This is a genomic window from Polaromonas sp. YR568 (genome assembly GCF_943369415.1).
GTDB lineage: Bacteria > Pseudomonadota > Gammaproteobacteria > Burkholderiales > Burkholderiaceae_C > Polaromonas.
In genome coordinates this window covers 41120-56491 of sequence record NZ_CALRNF020000029.1, presented here as the reverse complement: position 1 = coordinate 56491, position 15372 = coordinate 41120, and the positions used below count along the sequence as shown (strand labels likewise).

Below are 15372 nucleotides of genomic sequence, written 5' to 3'. Positions count from 1 at the left end.
AACATAAATGATGGCCCTCTCCAAGCGCTGTCGCCTTGGTCCTACAGCGGTATTGGAAGAGACGCCAGAGCCGTGCCGCCGGGCGGCCAGCGGGGGTAATCCCCGCCGTGCGGCCGCCGGGGTTTTGCCACAATCGGGCCAAGGCGCGGCGGTCAGTCTCGCGTTAGGCTGGGCTGGCACCATGCGGCAGGCAGCGGCGCCGCCCGCTGCCGCCACCCGGCGCCCCCAAGAACAACGGCCGAACACCAGAGACAAGACATTCATGCAAGACGAGAGCCAGGTTTTTGACTACATCATCATCGGCGCCGGCACGGCCGGCTGCCTGCTGGCCAATCGCCTGAGCGCCGACGCATCCAAGCGCGTGCTGCTGATCGAGGCGGGCCGCAAGGACGATTACCACTGGATCCACATCCCGGTGGGCTACCTGTATTGCATAGGCAACCCGCGCACCGACTGGCTCTACAACACCGAGCCGGACGCGGGCCTGAACGGCCGGGCGCTGCGCTACCCGCGCGGCAAGACGCTGGGCGGCAGCTCCAGCATCAACGGCATGATCTACATGCGCGGCCAGGCGCGCGACTACGACCAGTGGGCGCAGCTGACCGGCGACACGGCCTGGCGCTGGGAAAACTCGCTGCCGCATTTCAAGCTGCATGAAGACCACCACAAGGGCGCCGACGCGATGCACGGCGCGCGCGGCGTGGCGCCCGAGCTGATGCAGGACAAGAGCCAGCCCTACCAGCAGGTGCTGCGGCACCGCAATTCCGGCGGCGAATGGCGTGTTGAGAAGCAGCGCCTGCGCTGGGACATCCTGGACGCCTTCGCCGAAGCGGCGCAGCAGGCCGGCATACCCGCCACCGGCGATTTCAACCGCGGCGACAACGAGGGCGTGGGCTACTTCGAGGTCAACCAGAAAAACGGCTGGCGCTGGAACACGGCCAAGGCCTTCCTGCGGCCGGCCTGCTACGGCCGGCCCAACTTCGAACTCTGGAACAACGCCCAGGTCTGCAAGCTGGTCATCGAGCCGCAGGCCGACGGCGGCCAGCGCTGCACCGGTGTGGAGGTGTGGGCCGGCGACGAGCGGATCACGGCGCGCTCCACGCGCGACTCGGGCCGCATGGGGGAAGTCATCCTGTGCGCGGGCAGCATAGGCTCGCCGCAAATCCTGCAGCTCTCGGGCATAGGCCCGGCCGCCCTGCTGCAGCAACACGGCATCCCGGTGCTGCAGGACCTGCCCGGCGTGGGCGCCAACCTGCAGGACCACCTGCAGATCCGCTCGGTCTACAAGGTGCAGGGCGCGCCGGGGGCCAAGGCCTGGGGCCTGTCGCTCAACACCATGGCAGCCTCGTTCTGGGGCAAGGCCCGCATCGGGCTGGAATACGCGCTGCGCCAGACCGGCCCGATGAGCATGGCGCCTTCGCAGCTGGGCGCCTTCACGCGCAGCTCGCCGGACCAGCCCTACCCCAACATCGAATACCACGTGCAGCCGCTGTCGCTGGACGCCTTCGGCGAACCGCTGCACGGCTTCAACGCCTTCACCGCCAGTGTCTGCAACCTCAACCCGACCAGCCGCGGCACGGTGCACATCAAGAGCGGCCGCTTCGAGGACGCGCCGGCGATCGCGCCCAACTACCTGAGCACGGCCGAAGACCGCAAGGTGGCGGCCGATTCGCTGCGCGTGACGCGCAGGATCGTGGGCCAGAGCGCGCTGGCCAAATACCAGCCCGAGGAGTTCAAGCCGGGCGTGCAGTTCCAGACGGACGAGGAACTCGCGCGGCTGGCCGGCGACATCGCCACCACCATCTTCCACCCGGTGGGCACGACCAAGATGGGGCGCACGGAAGGGCCGGACAGCGACCCGATGGCGGTGGTCGATTCGCACCTCAGGGTGCGCGGCATACGCGGCCTGCGCGTGGTCGATGCCGGTGTGATGCCGCTGATCACCAGCGGAAACACCAACTCGCCGACACTGATGATCGCGGAGAAAGCGGCGGCCTGGATTCAGGCCGGGATCTGAGCCAGGGACTGCGCAGGCGCCGAAGCGCCTTCACCAGGGCCGCGAGGTTCAGCGGTAGATTTTCTGCAGAAGGCGCATGAGCGTCTTTTTCTCCGCGGCGCTCAGGCGCTGGGTCGCCTCGGATTCCAGGTCGAAAGCGGTGCCTTCGGCCTCGCGCATCAGGGCCTCGCCCGCGTCGGTGAGGTAAAGCCCCACGGCACGGCCGTCCTGCGGATGCGGCTTGCGGTGCACCAGCTCGCGCTTTTCGAGCGTGACGATTTTCCCGACGAGATTGGGCGGCAGGATACTCAGCGCGCCGCACAGCTGGCGCGAGGTGATGCCGGGGTTGTGCGTGATCAGGGACAGAATCGAGAAGTCCACATGCCTGAGGTCATAGACCGCCATGCGCTTCATGAACAACTCGATGACCTTGAGGGATGCACGCGTGGCGTTGTAGCCCACCAGGGTTTCGAGGTAGGAGGTATCAACCTCCTCTACCGCCGGAGCGGGTTTGGACGACACAGGCATAGGAGATCGGGGCGCTTTCTTTGTCCGGCGACGCTTCTGGCACAGGCATGCGGCCAGGCTAGCCCCGATTATGCCAATGCCGCCCGCCCCGACCGGCCGCCCCCCGCCGCGCGTCAGGACTCCGCGGTGAAGCCGACTTTTTTGGTCAGCGGGCCCCAGCGCTCGAATTCGCGCTTCTGGCTGTACGCCATGTCGTCCGCGGTGCCGCCGTAGGGAATCAGCCCCACCACCGTGAGCGAGTCGATGACGGATTTGTCCTGGATGGCGGCATTGATGGCGGCGTTGGCCGCGGCCACCATGTCGGCGGGCGTTTTCGCGGGCGCGTAGAAGCCAAACCATTCTTCCGCCGTCAGGTCGGCGAACCCCTGCTCGGCGAAGGTGGGCACTTCGGGCACGAAGGGCGAGCGCAGCTTTCCGGAGGTGGCCAGGATGCGCAGCCTGCCGGCCTTGTAGTTGGGGATGAAATCGCCGTGCGGCGTCACCATCGCGGCGAGCTGGCCGCCGACCAGGTCGGTCACGCCGGGCACCGAGCCGCGGTAAGGCACATGCTTGAGTTCCACCTGGTTGTTCAGGCCCAGCAAGGCGCCTATGAAGTGCGGGGTCGATCCGGCGGCGGGCGAGCCGTAGCTGGCATCCTTGGGATTGGCCTTGGCCCAGGCGAGAAAGTCCTGCACGGTCTTGACGGAGGCCGGCACCAGCGGCCCGACGGCCAGGCCGTGGTGGATCATGGAGGCGGTCCCTACCGCGACGAAGTCCGCGAAGGGGTCGTAAGACAGTTTTTTGTAGATGTGCGGGTACAGCGACAGGCAGGAGGATGGCGTCATCGCCAGCACGGAGCCGTCCGCCGGCGCCGTCTTGAGCACCTCCAGCGCGATCCGGCCGCCCGCGCCTGTCCGGGTGTCGATGACGCCGTTGTTCCTGGAATACGCGGTGCCGCCGAAGCGGTCGGCCACGCGGCGCGCGCAGATGTCGCCCGCGCTGCCGGCCGGGAAGCCGTAGAGGATTTTCACCTGCTCGAGCGCCCGCGCCAGGGCCGGGAAAGGCGCGAGTGCGGCCGCTGAAAGCGCCGCGGCGGTCTGCATGAAATGACGACGTGTTTGCATGAGATGTCTCCTGGTAGGTAAGTTCACGGGTCGAAAAGCAAAAAACCGCCGGGCACCAAAGCCGGACACTCCGGCGCGTCAGTTGCGCCCGTTCAACTGCATTGGCGGCGGATGTCGGGTGGCACGGCAATGGCCTTCATGCGGCCGGTGTTGTCGGGGTGGCGAATACAGAAAGCGCGGGTTTCCCGGCCTTCGCAAATCAGCTCGTCGCCGCGCCGGATCACGTGGTTCTGGATAAAAACCTTGTCCCGCCACTCCTGCACGCTGGTGTGGATTTGCAAGGTCTCTCCATAGGTTGCGGGCTGGCTGAAGCGGGTGTTGATCTCCAGCAGGGGCGTGCCGATGATGCCGGTGGTCTTGACCAGTTCGCGCCAGGGCGGCACGCCGCATGCGGCGAAAAAATTCAGCGACGCGGCGTCCATCCAGCGCGAGAAGTTGGGGAAAAACACGATGCCCGCGGGATCGCAGTCGCCGAAAGCGACGTCCACTTCGTAGACCACGGTTTTTTCCATGCCGCTCACCTTGGCGCCATGCGCAGCGCCCCGTCCAGGCGGATCACTTCGCCGTTCAGGTGGTCGTTGTGCACGATGTGCACGGCCAGCTGGGCGAACTCTTCGGGCTTGCCCAGGCGCGGCGGAAACGGAATGCTGGCGGCCAGCGAAGCCTGGACCGCCTCGGGCAGCTGCGCCATCAGCGGCGTGGCGAACAGGCCGGGCGCCACCGTACAGACGCGGATGCCGTGCTGCGCAAGGTCGCGCGCCATGGGCAGCGTCATGCCGGCCAGCCCGGCCTTGGAGGCGCTGTAGGCCTGCTGCCCGACCTGGCCGTCGAAGGCGGCGACCGATGCGGTGAACATCATGACGCCGCGCTGGCCGCCCTCCAGCGGCGCCAGCCTGGCGCAGGCGGCGGCGAACAGCCGGCTCACGTTGTAGCTGCCGACCAGGTTGATGGTGATCACCCTCGCAAAATCCTCCAGCGGCGCCGGCGTGCCGTCTTTGGCCACGATGCGCCTGGCCGAGCCTATGCCGGCGATGTTCATCAGGATACGCGCCGGGCCGTGCGCGGCGGCGGCCTGGTCCAGCGCGGCTTGCACGCTGGCGCCGTCGGTGATGTCGCAGTGGCAGGCCATCGCTGCGCCGGGGCCATGGTCCGCGCGGATGGCGGCGGCGACTTTCTCCGCATTGGCGAAGTTGATGTCCAGCACGGCGACCTTTCCGCCCAGGCGCGCGAGTTCCCGGGCCGTGGCTTCGCCCAGCCCCGAGCCGCCACCCGTCACCAGTGCCGCGAGTCCTTGAATGTCCATGTCAGCTCTCCAGAATCTGTTGATGATGTTTTCTTGGCAGCCATTGGCACGGCAGGCTCATGCGGCTTGCGGGTTTTCAAGCAGCAGGGCAATGCCCTGGCCGCCGCCCACACAGGCCGAGGCAATGCCGTAGCGCACGCCTGCCCGCTGCATTTCGCGCGCGACGGTGATCGTCAGGCGCACACCGGTCACCGCCAGGGGATGGCCCATGGCAATCGCGCCGCCGTTGACGTTGAGCTTGCGCAGGTCCAGCTCCAGCTCGCGGGCGACCGCCAGCGTCTGCGCGCCCTGGGCTTCGTTGATTTCAAAAAGGCCGACCTGGTCCAGCGTCAGGCCGCAGCGCGCCAGCAGCAGGCGGATCGCGGGGGCCGGGCCTATGCCCATGATCTCGGGCGGCACACCGACCACCGCTGCGGCCACCACACGCGCCAGGGGTTTGGCGCTCCGGGCTTTCACGTAGGCGCCGGAGGCGACCACGGCCGCGGCGGCCGCGTCCACCAGCGCCGCGCTGTTGCCGCCGGTTTGCACGCCGCCGGCATGAACCGCCCTGAGTTGGGCCAGCACTTCAACGGGAGACAGCCGCGCATGGGTGTCGTGCGCGACTTCCACGGCCTTGCCCTGCAGGCGGATGCCGCGCGTGGCATAGCCGGGAAGCTCGAACTTTTCACTCACCACCGGCACGATTTCACCCGCGTGAAAGCCGGCCTCCCGCGCCGCCACGGCCTTGGCGAATGAGCCGGACGCAAACTCATCGACTGCTTCCCGCGTGATGCCGTATTTCCTGGCGAGGTTTTCGGCGGTCTGGATCATGTCGATGCCGGCGGCCGAGTCCTTGAGGGCCTCCCACATGAAGTCCTTGAAACCGACCGGCGCGCCCAGCTTGAAGCCGGTGCGGTGCTCGAAGGAAGCGATCGGGTTGCGGGTCATGCTTTCGGCGCCGACGACCAGCGCCACGCTGGCCGCGCCGCTCTGGATCTGCTCGCCGGCCTGCCGGAACAGCTCGAAGCCGGTGCCGCAGATGCGCTGCACCATGATGGCCGGGACCTCGACGGGCACCCCGGCATACAGGCCGATATGGCGCGGCAGCATGAATTGCTCGAAGTCGCCCGGGGCCATGTTGCCGGCGATCACCGAATCGACGTCCCCGGCGCCGACGCCGGCGCGCTGCAGCACGGCGCGCGCGGCCTTGATGCCGAGATCCGTCGGCGACACATGGCCGAGGGCGCCGCAATAGTCGACCATGGGCGTGCGAATGCCGTCCAGCATCCAGACGTCCTGAAAAGCGCTGAAGAATCCTTTGGGCTGCATGATGGTTTATGTGTCCGGTTTAGCGCCTGGCGGGTTTGACGATGGGATGCGCGGTGTCGTCGTGCAGGGCCGCAACGAGCGCCTCCCGGTGCGTGAGCACGGCGCGCTGGTTGATGGAGCCCTTGTCGGTGACCTCGCCCTTGTCGAAGGAAGGCGGCTCGTGCATCAGGAGCAGCCGGCTGACGCAGCTCGCGCTTCCGGTGGCGTTCTGCGCGAGCCTGTCCAGCAACTCCTGAAAATGCCTGGTGACCTGCTCGCATTCGAGAACCTCGCGCAGAGGCGCTTCAGGCGCAAGCCCGGCCAGCGCGCGCACCGCGGGGGTTGGGAAAACCAGCGCACCCACTTCCTTGAGGTTGATGCCCGTCAGGACGACGTCCTGCACATAAGGCGCTCCCGCCGCGACGATCTTCGCGCGCAGCGGGCCCACGCTGACAAAAGTACCCGTGGCGAGCTTGAAGTCTTCCGCTATCCGCCCGTCGAACTTGAGCCCGAGGTGGATGTTGCCTTCGTCAATCCACCTGACGGCATCGCCGGTGCAGAAGAATCCTTCGTCGTCGAAAGCTTGCGCCGTCTCCTGCGGCGCCCGCCAGTACCCGGGCGATATGTTGGGGCCCTTGTAGCGGACCTCGGTCTTGCCGTCCACGGCGGCCAGTTTCAGCTCCATGCCGGGCGCGGGCACGCCCAGGTCGCCGGCTTTCACGTCGGGGCTGGTGACAAAGATGGCGAAGGGCGCGGACTCGGTCATGCCCAGGCCGGTCACCATGGCGATGCGCTCGCCGATTTCTTTTTCCTGAGATTCATACAGGCTGTCCCATACCGGCTGGGCCAGCGCGGCGCCGGCATAGAAAAACATCCTGACGCGCGACAGCAGCGTGCGCCGCAGTTGCGCGTCGGTCTTCATGGCCTGGGCGATCGCCTCAAAGCCGGTCGGGACGTTGAAGTAGACCGTGGGGGCGATCTCGCGCAGGTTGCTCAAGGTCTCGTGCATCAGCGCCGGCGTGGGTTTTCCGTCGTCGATGTAAAGCGTCCCCCCGTGAAACAGCACCATGCCGAAGTTGTGGTTGCCGCCGAAGGTGTGGCTCCACGGCAGCCAGTCGACCAGCACCAGCGGCTCCTCCTGCAACGCCGGCATGGACTGCGCCATCTGCTGCTGGTTGGCGCACCACATGCGCTGGGTGTTGATCACCGCCTTGGGCTGCCTGGTAGAACCGCTGGTGAACAGGAACTTCACAATGGTGTCCGGCCCGGTGGCCTGCATGGCGCGGTCCACCGAGGCCGTCGCCGGCGTTGCCGCCAGTTCCGCGAAGCGCGTGCCGGGACGCCCGTCCATCCGACCCGCGGCCAGCACCACTTCGACCTCCTCGCCGAGCGTGGCCTGGATGGCCCGTGCATAGCCGGCGTCGGCGGCAAATACCAGGCCGGGCGTCACCGTCTTGATCACATGCCGCAGCTTGTCGTAATCCTGGCTGAGCAGCGAGTACTGCGGCGACACCGGCACGAAGGGCACACCGGCCACCAGGCAGCCCAGCGCCAGTTGCGCATGCTCCAGGTCGTTCCCGGAAAGTATCAGCACGGGCCGCTCGGCGCCAAGGCCGCGGTCAAGGAGCGCTTGCGCGATACTGCGGGCCGCCGCCCAGGCCTGGCCGTAGCTGAGGTGACGCCATGCGCCCGCCGTTCCGTCGGCCTGCTTTTCGCGCCGCGCCATGAAGCTGCGGCCGGGTGCCGTCAGCGCCCAGTGCTGCAGGCGGTCGGTGATCCGCGCCGGGTAGTTCTCAAGGTCCTGGTCCGCGCGCAGGTAGCGGACGCCGGGCCGCCCCTCGCGCAGGACGACACGGGTCACGCCAAAGCGCAGGGGGCGAAATTTGGGGGCACTCATGATGGTGTTGTCTCTTCTGTCTCTTTATTTTTTCTGTCTCTTTTGTCTTCACCGCCGCTGTTTCAGCGGGCCCTCATGCCGGGCGCCTTCCGGAGGCGTTCAGGGTTTTTTCACCTTGGCGGCCCTGCCGGCGAGGAACTCCTTGACGCGGTCCTTGGCCTCGGGTGCGCTTTGCGCCACCGCCGCCATCAAGGCCTCGGTGAAGAACCCCTGGTCCGCGGGCTGCTCGGCAATGCGCGGCAAGGCGTGCATCAGGGCGTAGTTGGTCAGCGGCGCGTTTTTCGCCACCCGGCCGGCCAGCTCGATCGCCTTGTCGAGGGCCTGCCCTTGCGGCACCAGGTACTGCGTCAGGCCTATGCGTTCGCCCTCCTGGGCGTCGTAGACGCGGCCGGTCAGCATCATGTCCGTCATGCGGGCGGTGCCTATCAGGCGCGGGATGCGCACAGCGCCGCCGCCGCCGACGAAGATTCCGCGCGAGCCTTCGGGCAAGCCGTAAAAAGCGCTTTCGTCGGCGACGCGGATGTGGCAGGCGCTGGCCAGTTCCAGGCCGCCGCCGACCACCGCGCCGTGCAGGGCGGCAATCACAGGCACGGGCCCGTACTGCAGGCGGTCCAGCGCGGCGTGCCACATGCGCGAGTGGTGCAGGCCCTGGCTGGCGTCGCGTTCCTGCAGTTCGCTGAGGTCAAGGCCGGCGCAGAAGTGATCGCCCTCGCCGTAGAGAACGGCGGCCCTGGCGGCGGCGGGCAGGTTTTCAAACAGGTCGCGCAGGGCCAGCACCTGGGCATCGCCCAGGGCATTGCGCTTGGCGGGGCGCGACAGGCGAATCACGGCAATGTCGCCGCGCATATCGAGATCGAGATGAAGGTGTTTTTGGGTCATTTGGAATTTTCAGTGAGGCCGATTATGATTATGAATCATAACCATTACAACGAGGCCGGGCGGCTTTTTTGCAGTGAAAACCCTAGGAGCGCGAGAGGGTGCGGCGTCACAAAAAGGAACGCGCAGGCAGCTGCGGCTTCAAGCGGCGCAGCCTGGATTCAGCCCCGCGCCATGTCGTCGCCGGTCGATGCACGGCTCTGCGGCACGCCGGAACCGCGTGCAGCGAGACCGCGTTGAATCAGGAAAGGGTCAGATGTTGAGCCACTTCAGCAGCTCGCGCATGCGCGGCTCCGATGTGGTGTCGAACTGCTCTACGCCTATGCGCTTGAGCACGTCCTTGCCGGCTTCGCTGGCGGGCAGGGCCAGCAATTCCTCCTGGATGGCCTTGAGCTGCTCGGGTTTGATGCGCTTGTGGGCCACCAGCGGAAAGTAAGGCTGCGCCACGCTTTTGTGCAGGATGCGCCCGCCGTCTTTTTCCCACTTCTTGGCGATGCCTGAATAAGAGGCCACGCCGCCCACGTCGGCGAACTTGTTGTCCAGGTAGAAACCGACGGCGGCCTGCTCGCGCACGAACTGCACGTTTTCCCTGTCCACCAGGATGCCCTTGTCGCGCAGTTCCGCGGCGCAGAAGCGCGACATGTAGGCAATCTGCTCGGGCAGGGCGATGCGCTGGCCCTTCACGTCATTGATGGTTTTGAGCGCGGAACCCTTGGGCACGATGACGAAGCACTGCCCGTCGGGCTTGGTGCTGGCGATGTAGCTGTAGCCGTAGTCGCGCATGCCGCGTGCCGGGTAGTCGCTGGGGCGGGCCATCACGAGGTCGAAACGGCCGGTTTGCATGCCTTCTTCGAGCTGCTTGAATTCACGCGCGAAGACCACGCTGACCTTGGCTTTCAGGGCCTTGCCTATCACTTCGGCCAGGCCCTGGTATTTGGTGATCACCTGGGCATGGTCCAGGCCGCCCGAGGTGCCCTCGCTGATGCCCAGCACCAGTTGCTGGGCCGGGGCCTGGGCTTGCGCGGGGCCGGTCCCGAGCAGGCTTGCCGCCAGGGCCAGGGTCCATGCCATGGATGTGATGACAGTGCGCGACATAAGGCTCCCTCGTGGTTATTGATTCGCATGCTAAGGCCTGCGTTTGCGGCGGGCCAGTTGTGATTACCCTTAATCGGTTTTCCTTACATCCTTGCCGCATGCGGCGATGACACAATGCGACGCATGAAGCATCCGCCCCTCGCCTTGGCCGCCGTCCTGCTCCTGGTGTTGTCCGCCTGCGGCTCGTCACCCAAGGCCAGCCATGATCCGCTGTCGATTGCCCGCGCCCCGGTGGCGGCGGCCATCAACGACTACCAGCGCTGCGCGGGCGACGCCCTGCGGCCGATGAAAGACGATCCCGCGCAGTCCGTCTTTGTGCTGGCCGATGCCGCGTTGGCCGCCTGCGATGCCGGGCTGGAGCAGGTCAAGCGCAGCATCCTGGCGGACAACGCGGGCCACCCCTATGTGGCCGCGTTTGCGGAGGAGGCCGGTGCGAACATACGCGCGCGCACCCGCAACATGCTGGCGCACGGGCTGAACCGCGCGCGCGAAGCGCAACCCTAGGAGCCTGGGCGGCAGAAGGAATCGAAGCGAAAAGCGAGCCCAGCGAGGACAGTTTTTGCCGGATTTGCAGACCCATAGCCGTAGCTATGGGGCAAAAAGCCGGTAAAAAATGGACCGCTGCGCTCACTTTGCAGCCGATGCTCCTTCTGCCGCCCAGGCTCCTAGCGCAGGCTTTTCACGTAGCGCGGCGCGTTCGGGTCACGCGGCTTGCGCTCGCGGTGGCCCTCTTCGCCGAAGATCGCGCCGAAGGTGGATTCGATGAAGCCCGACTCCGGGTAGACCTCTTCCTCGGTGTCCACCGAGCGCGCGCTCTGGCGGTCTTGCTGGGGCGGTGGCGCGACGACGGGCGCCGTGCGCTCCTTCACCACCTCGGTCACCATCTGCACCAGCGGCACGCGCGGCTTGGGATCGGGCACGGCCATGATCTCTTCGAGCTTGTCGGCCCAGACGGCCAGGTCGTAGTGGCCGTCTTCGGCCGCTTTCTCGCGCGCAAAGCGCGCGATCTCGGCCGCGTACTCATGGTTGCTGGCCATCCACTCGGTGTCGGTCACCCGCCCCGTCTTGCGGCGCAGCAGGACGTGGAGGTGGGCCGCGATGGCGATTTTCTCGTTGGAAGGCATGGTGGGGTGTCCTTCAGAGGTGAAAAAAAGCCGGCGTATCAGGTGCCGAGGCGTTCGGCATGCTGTGTGATGTCCAGACCGTCGCTCTCGGAGGCTTCGCTGACGCGCAGGCTGACGATCAGCGAGGTGACCCACAAGGCCAGCGCCGTCATGAACAGGCTGTAAATCATGACCGCGCCCGCGCCTATGGCCTGCGTCAGCACACTGCCTTCCGAGCCGGAGATGGTCTTGCTGGCGAACACACCGGTGAGCAGCGAGCCCACGATGCCGCCCACCCCGTGCACGCCGAACACGTCCAGCGAGTCGTCTGCGTTGAGCAGGCGCTTGAGGCCCGTGGCGCCCCAGTAGCAGGCCAGCCCGGCGGCCACGCCGAACACCAGCGCCGCGCGCGGCGAGACAAAACCGGCCGCCGGCGTGATGGCAACCAGGCCGGCCACGAGGCCCGAGCACAGGCCCAGCAGCGAAGGCCGCCCGCGCACCGCCCACTCGGCGGCCATCCAGGACAGCGCTCCGGCCGCGGCCGCGATGTGCGTGACCGCCATGGCCAGGCCCGCCCGGCCGTCGGAGGCCACCGCGGAACCGGCGTTGAAACCGAACCAGCCCACCCACAGCATGCCGGCGCCGGCCATGGTCAGGCCCAGGTTGAAGGGGGTGAAGGGTTCACGGCCGTAGCCGTGGCGCGGGCCGAGCGCATAGGCGCAGACCAGCCCGGCGATGCCGGCATTGATGTGCACCACCGAGCCGCCGGCGAAATCCAGCGCGCCCATGCGGGCCAGCCAGCCGTTGGGCTCCCAGACCCAGTGCGCAATCGGCGCGTAGACGACGACCGTCCAGAGCGACATGAAGATCAGCATCGCGGAAAAGCGCATGCGCTCGACGAAAGCGCCGACCACCAGCGCCGCGGTGATGATGGCGAAGGTCAGCTGGAACATCGCGTAAACCGATTCCGGGATGTTGGGCGCGATGTGGCTGACCGCGACCTTCTGCGCGTCCTTCACGTAGTCCAGCCCGGTGAACCAGAAGCGCTCCGTGCCGCCCAGGTAGTGGCCCCAGGCGCCGCTGCCGGGCGTAAAGGCGATTGAGTAACCCACGGCGAACCACAAGAGGCTGACGATGGCGCAGATGGCGACGACGCAGGCCATCACGTTGAGCACGCTCTTGCGGCGCACCATGCCGCCGTAAAAGAGCGCGATGCCGGGAAGCGTCATGAGCAGCACCAGCGCGGTGGACGTCATCATCCAGGCGGTGTCGGCGCCGTTAAGGGTCTCCGCGCCCACCAGGCCGGGGTGCGTGAGGGGCGCGGGCGCCGGCGCGGCGGGGGCTGCCGCGGGCGCAGGCGCGGCCACCACCGGCGCAGGGGCGGCCGGCGGCGCTGCGGGAGCCGCGGCGGCCTCAGGCGCCGCGCTGGCGGCTGCCACAGGCGCGGCGGGGGCCGGCGCGGCTGCCGGAGCCTGCGCCATGGCCTGCTGGCAGGCCATGCCCACCCAGATCGCCAAGCCCCACGCCATAAAGCTCTTCCGGTGCATACACGCCCGCCTTTCTTGCAGTCAGTCAAACAATTCGTAACAACCAGGCTCAAGAGGCATAAGTCGTGCCAAGGCTGAAAAACGGGTAGTTGAGTACTTTTGGGCTCAAATGCGCGCACACGGTGCTTGCGGGCGCCATGGTCTTGCGTGCTGCACCAGAGGGCACCTGCGCTATCCGCACAATCCCGGGGGCGGGAAACCCCCAATGCACTATGTCAGTGCGCGGGCTACATTGGACGACTTGCTGACGAGCCTTGCTGCTCGCAACGCGAGGAGCCGAGGAGACACGAGAGAGCCACTAGAAATAAGTACACAAGCGGCAAGGCATTCCACAAGATGCCCTGTTGCAAAAAGCGCTGGTAACCCCAGCGCTTTTTTTATGCCCGCCGCCTTTGTACGGCGCCGGACGGCTCAGTCCGGATTGATGCCGGCCGCGGCCATGGGCGGCGGCAGCTTGCTGAGGGCTTCGGCGATGGCCGCCGCCTTGGCCTTGGCGGCGGCCGCCGCCGCGGCGGTGGTCGGCCCGGGGGCGGGGTTGCTGCCCGACATCACACCGGCCATCTCGGCCGCCTGGCGCGGTTGGCCGATGGGCGCGGCGGCCAGGCCTTTTTGCACCGCCACCATGTCTTCCTCGCTGGGGTACTGGCCCAGCAGCACATAGTCAAAGACGCGGCGCGCGATAGGCGCGGCCACCCCGGCGCCCCAGCCGGCGTTTTCCACGATCACGGCCAGCGCGATCTTGGGGTCGTCCGCAGGCGCGAAGGCCATGTACACCGCGTGGTCGCGCTGGTGCTCTTCCATCTTGGCGCCGTTGTACTTGTCCTTCTGGCCTATGGTCACGGCCTGGGCCGTGCCGGTCTTGCCGCCCGAGAGGTAACCCGCGCCGGCAAACACCCGCGCCGAGGTCCCTTCCTGCGTCACGCCGACCAGCGCCTTGCGCACGATGGCCACGTTTTCCGGTTTGTAGCCCAGGTCCTCGGGAGGGTCGGCCGGCAGCGGGTGCATCACGCGCGTGACCGGGTCCTGCGTGCCGATGACCAGCCGCGGCTTGTGCTTGACGCCGCCGTTGACCAGCGTCGCCGTGGCCTGCGCCAGCTGCAGCATGGTGAAGGTGTTGTAGCCCTGGCCTATGCCCAGCGAAATCGTTTCGCCCGGGTACCACTTCTGCTGCTCCGGCCGCTTGTAGGCCTTGCGCTTCCATTCCTGGCTGGGCAGCACGCCGCGCACCTCGCCGTTGATGTCGATGCCGGTGATCTGCCCGAAGCCCAGCGGCTTCATGAAATCGTGCATGGCGTCGACGCCCAGGTCGTTGGCCAGCGAATAGAAGTACACGTTGCTGGACTTGACGATGGCGCGGTACATGTCGACCGAGCCGAGCGCGATGTCGCCGTGGCTGCGGAAGGTGTGGCCGCCGAAGGTCCAGGAGGCGTTGTCGTTGATGATGAAGCTCGGCGAGCGCTTGCCGGTCTGCAGGGCCGCCATGGCCATGAAGGGTTTGTAGGTCGAGCCCGGCGGGTAGGTGCCGCGCAGCGCGCGGTTGAGCAGCGGCTTGTCGATGGACTCGTTGAGCGCCTGCCAGCTTTCGGTGTCTATGCCGTCGACGAACAGGTTGGGGTCGAAGGTGGGCTTGCTGACGAAGGCCAGCACGTCGCCGGTTTTCGGGTCCATGGCCACCAGCGCGCCGCGCCGGTCGCCGAACATGTCTTCCACGAGTTTTTGCAGGCGGATGTCCAGCGACAGCATCACGGTGTTGCCGGGCGTGGCCGGGTTGCTGGCCAGCTTGCGCACGGCGCGCCCGCCCGCCGAGGTCTCCACCTGCTCGACGCCGGTGGTGCCATGCAGTTGCTGCTCGAAGCTTTGCTCTACGCCGAGCTTGCCGATGTAGTCGGTGCCGCGGTAGTTGCCCTCGTCGTCGCTGTCCTCGATGCTTTCTTTTTCAGCCTGGTTGATGCGGCCTATGTAGCCCACCACGTGGCTGCCCAGCTCTCCATACGGATAGCTGCGAAACAGCCGGGCCTTGATGTCGACACCCGGGAAGCGAAAGCGCTGCGCCGCGAAACGCGCCACTTCCTCGTCGGTCAGGCGCGTGCGTATGGGCAGCGACTCGAAATTTTTCGACTCCTCGCGCAGGCGCTTGAAGCGCCGCTTGTCGCGCAGCTGGATGTCGATGATTTTTTCCAGCGCGGCAATGGTTTCCTCGAGGTTCTCGACCTTGGACGGCGTGATCTCCAGCGTGTAGGCCGAATAGTTGGTCGCCAGCACGATGCCGTTGCGGTCCAGGATCAGGCCGCGGTTCGGCACGATGGGCACGATGGCCGTGCGGTTGCTTTCCGCCTGCTCGTTCAGGTCGGCATGGCGGTACACCTGCAGATACACCAGCCGCGCCGCCAGCAAGGCAAACGCGCACAACACCACCAGGCTGGCCACCAGCACCCGCGCGCGAAAGCGCGACAGGTCAGCTTCAACGTTGCGCAACTCAGTCATGGTGGTGCGACTCTACAACCGCCGCAAAGTGCCGGCAAGGCGCGTGATTACCCCCGAAAAAGCAAAGGCGATGCGAAGCGAGCCGCCCAGGCCAGCAGGGGCTGCGGGACTGGCTTTGCCACACCGCAGGCGCAGCGGCCCCCAAGGGGCTGG

13 protein-coding genes are annotated in these 15372 nt (G+C 66.9%); 2 read left to right on the top strand and 11 right to left on the bottom strand.

Annotated features, from left to right (window positions below; all coding sequences use genetic code 11):
- The first annotated feature begins 262 nt into the window (after positions 1-262).
- Positions 263-2017: a GMC family oxidoreductase gene (locus ACLV74_RS17915; RefSeq protein WP_411880763.1), complete on the top strand. Its 1755-nt coding sequence runs from the start codon at positions 263-265 to the stop codon at positions 2015-2017.
- Positions 2018-2065: 48 nt separating this feature from the next.
- Here the strand turns inward: ACLV74_RS17915 and ACLV74_RS17910 are convergent, their stop codons facing one another.
- From ACLV74_RS17910 to ACLV74_RS17875, 8 genes are all read right to left on the bottom strand, one after another.
- Entirely contained in the window at positions 2066-2524 is a 459-nt protein-coding gene (locus ACLV74_RS17910; RefSeq protein ID WP_411880762.1) for a MarR family winged helix-turn-helix transcriptional regulator, read from the bottom strand.
- Positions 2525-2637: 113 nt separating this feature from the next.
- Positions 2638-3627: a Bug family tripartite tricarboxylate transporter substrate binding protein gene (locus ACLV74_RS17905; protein WP_411880761.1), complete on the bottom strand. Its 990-nt coding sequence runs from the start codon at positions 3625-3627 to the stop codon at positions 2638-2640.
- A 92-nt stretch (positions 3628-3719) separates the two neighbouring features.
- A complete protein-coding gene (locus ACLV74_RS17900; protein WP_411880760.1) occupies positions 3720-4139 on the bottom strand; it encodes an acyl-CoA thioesterase in 420 nt (139 codons plus the stop codon).
- A 5-nt stretch (positions 4140-4144) separates the two neighbouring features.
- On the bottom strand, positions 4145-4930 hold the full coding sequence (locus tag ACLV74_RS17895) for an SDR family NAD(P)-dependent oxidoreductase (protein WP_411880759.1): 786 nt from the start codon (positions 4928-4930) through the stop codon (positions 4145-4147).
- 57 nt (positions 4931-4987) lie between these two features.
- Positions 4988-6238: a thiolase family protein gene (locus tag ACLV74_RS17890; protein ID WP_411880758.1), complete on the bottom strand. Its 1251-nt coding sequence runs from the start codon at positions 6236-6238 to the stop codon at positions 4988-4990.
- A gap of 19 nt (positions 6239-6257) precedes the next feature.
- The gene (locus tag ACLV74_RS17885) at positions 6258-8114 is read right to left on the bottom strand and encodes a feruloyl-CoA synthase (RefSeq protein ID WP_411880757.1); all 1857 of its coding nucleotides are present in this window, start codon (positions 8112-8114) and stop codon (positions 6258-6260) included.
- Between the two features lie 99 nt (positions 8115-8213).
- Positions 8214-8993 carry a crotonase/enoyl-CoA hydratase family protein gene (locus ACLV74_RS17880; protein WP_411880756.1) on the bottom strand — a complete coding sequence of 260 codons (780 nt, stop codon included), beginning with the start codon at positions 8991-8993 and terminating at the stop codon, positions 8214-8216.
- A 249-nt stretch (positions 8994-9242) separates the two neighbouring features.
- Positions 9243-10085, bottom strand: a complete 843-nt coding sequence (locus ACLV74_RS17875) for a phosphate/phosphite/phosphonate ABC transporter substrate-binding protein (RefSeq protein ID WP_411880755.1) — start codon at positions 10083-10085, stop codon at positions 9243-9245.
- 123 nt (positions 10086-10208) lie between these two features.
- Between ACLV74_RS17875 and ACLV74_RS17870 the strand changes: the two genes are divergently transcribed.
- Positions 10209-10589, top strand: coding sequence for a hypothetical protein (locus ACLV74_RS17870; protein ID WP_411880754.1), 381 nt, complete (start codon positions 10209-10211; stop codon positions 10587-10589).
- A 161-nt stretch (positions 10590-10750) separates the two neighbouring features.
- Here ACLV74_RS17870 and ACLV74_RS17865 read toward each other — a convergent pair whose 3' ends face one another.
- From ACLV74_RS17865 to mrdA, 3 genes are all read right to left on the bottom strand, one after another.
- Positions 10751-11209, bottom strand: coding sequence for a hypothetical protein (locus ACLV74_RS17865; protein ID WP_411880753.1), 459 nt, complete (start codon positions 11207-11209; stop codon positions 10751-10753).
- Positions 11210-11247: 38 nt separating this feature from the next.
- Positions 11248-12717, bottom strand: coding sequence for an ammonium transporter (locus ACLV74_RS17860; RefSeq protein WP_411880752.1), 1470 nt, complete (start codon positions 12715-12717; stop codon positions 11248-11250).
- A 429-nt stretch (positions 12718-13146) separates the two neighbouring features.
- A complete protein-coding gene (gene mrdA / locus ACLV74_RS17855; protein ID WP_411880751.1) occupies positions 13147-15219 on the bottom strand; it encodes a penicillin-binding protein 2 in 2073 nt (690 codons plus the stop codon).
- Positions 15220-15372: the final 153 nt, after the last annotated feature.